This is a genomic window from Parabacteroides distasonis, from assembly GCF_004793765.1.
Lineage (GTDB): Bacteria > Bacteroidota > Bacteroidia > Bacteroidales > Tannerellaceae > Parabacteroides > Parabacteroides distasonis_A.
Map to the genome: position 1 here is coordinate 1 of NZ_SRYM01000114.1, position 1,997 is coordinate 1,997.

Annotated in this window: 1 protein-coding gene; it reads left to right on the top strand. The window is 39.7% G+C overall.

Annotation, left to right across the window (positions count from 1 at the left end):
* Positions 1-65: 65 nt before the first annotated feature.
* A complete protein-coding gene (locus E5342_RS18900) occupies positions 66-1,958 on the top strand; it encodes a SusC/RagA family TonB-linked outer membrane protein (protein ID WP_282593911.1) in 1,893 nt (630 codons plus the stop codon).
* Positions 1,959-1,997 lie beyond the last annotated feature (39 nt).

Here is a 1,997-nt window from a genome sequence, read left to right on the forward strand (position 1 = left end):
TGGGCCAAATTTATTTAATGTTTAACTAGTCCCTATTTTTTATGGGACACTAATGTATACTTTTAATCTCTTATATAGGTTATAATACCAAGGAGATTGCGGTGAAAAATCAATCAACAGTTGATATAAAGCTTGTGGAGGATACCCAGAACTTAGATGAAGTTGTTGTGGTTGGATATGGTGTACAAAAGAAAGTCAATTTAACAGGGGCTGTAGCTCAAGTAACAGCTAAAGAATTAGAAAATAGGCCAGTGTCGAATGCGACTCAGATATTGCAAGGAACCATGCCAAATGTAAATATTATCTTTTCTACGGGAGAACCGGGTGCGGGAGGTTCTATTAATGTTCGTGGACAGGCATCAATTAATGGAGGCGAACCATTGGTCTTGATCGATGGTGTTCCAGGGGATATAAATCGTGTAAATCCTAAGGATATAGAATCGGTATCAGTGTTGAAAGATGCTGCGGCTTCTGCTGTTTATGGTGCTCGTGGTGCGTTTGGTGTGATTTTGGTGACAACGAAGAGTGCGAAGGCTGGTAAGATGAACGTTTCCTATGGTACTTTCTTTGCGACATCCAAGCCAACGGTTCGTACGGACTTTATGACTTCTGGATATGAGGCGGTTTCATTGTTGGATGAGGCTTTCCGTCGTGCCACAGGAAATACTTATACTCGTTATACGGATGAGGATATGGCAGAATTAGAGATTCGCCGATATGATAAGACGGAAGACCCTTCCAGACCCTGGACGGTCGTGAAGAACGTGAACGGAAAGGATATCTATAACTACTATGGTAATTATGATTGGTGGAATACAGTGTTCAATTCTCACCAGCCTTCTCAATCTCATAGTATCAATTTATCCGGTGGTACAGAGAAGATCAATTTCTTACTCTCCGGTAATTTCTATACGAAAGATGGTATTATGAAGATTAATACGGATAAGTTTACCTCTTATAATTTCCGTAGTAAGATTAATGCGCAATTGTTCCCATTCTTGAAGGTAACGAACAATACCTCATATTACGACAAGAATTACACCTATTATGGTCGCGAGGGTGGAGGTAATCCTAACTTTGTGTATGTAACGGTACATGCTTTACCCTGTTATGCACCAGTGAATCCAGATGGTACGGCTACTTATAATACGCTGAAAAATAATTATTCCATTGGTGATGGACTTTATGCGATGTTGTTGGATGGAGGAACAAAAGGAGAGAAAGGTATCCATGAGTTTACGACAACTACCAGTTTGGAATTTGATATTGCGAAACATATCAAATTGAATGCGGATTATACTTATTCGTTTTATATAGCGGACGATTGGTATCGATCTACGGTAGCGACTTACTCTATTGAGCCAGGTGTTGTGCAGGAAGTTCCTAATTATAATACGGATCAGTTGAAGAAGACTATGTGGTTTGACCCGATGCATGTGGCGAATGTTTATGCTAATTACAATCAGGTGTTTGGGAAACATACGGTTGGTTTGACTGCTGGTGTAAACTATGAGAATAAGAAACATTCTCGTCTTTTCGCTTCCCGAAAGAACTTAATATCAGACTCATTGAGTGATTTGGAATTGGCGACTGGAGATATGTTGGTTGGTGGAGGTGCGTACGATTATGCTTTGTTTGGTGCCTTTTTCCGTGCTAACTATGATTTTAATGATCGGTACTTGATAGAGGTGAATGGCCGCTATGACGGAACGTCTCGTTTTAAATCGGGTATGCGTTACGGCTTTTTCCCATCTGTATCCGCTGGATGGAGATTAAGTGAGGAATCTTTCTTTGAAAAGGCAAAAGATGTGGTAAATAACTTGAAGATCAGGGCTTCTTTTGGATCATTGGGTAATCAGGCAGTAAATTCAAGTAATCCGAATTATTATCCTTATATCTCAACAATGAATACAAGCTTATCCAGTTGGTTGATAGATGGGCACATTAGTGTCCCATAAAAAATAGGGACTAGTTAAACATTAAATAAATTTGGCCCA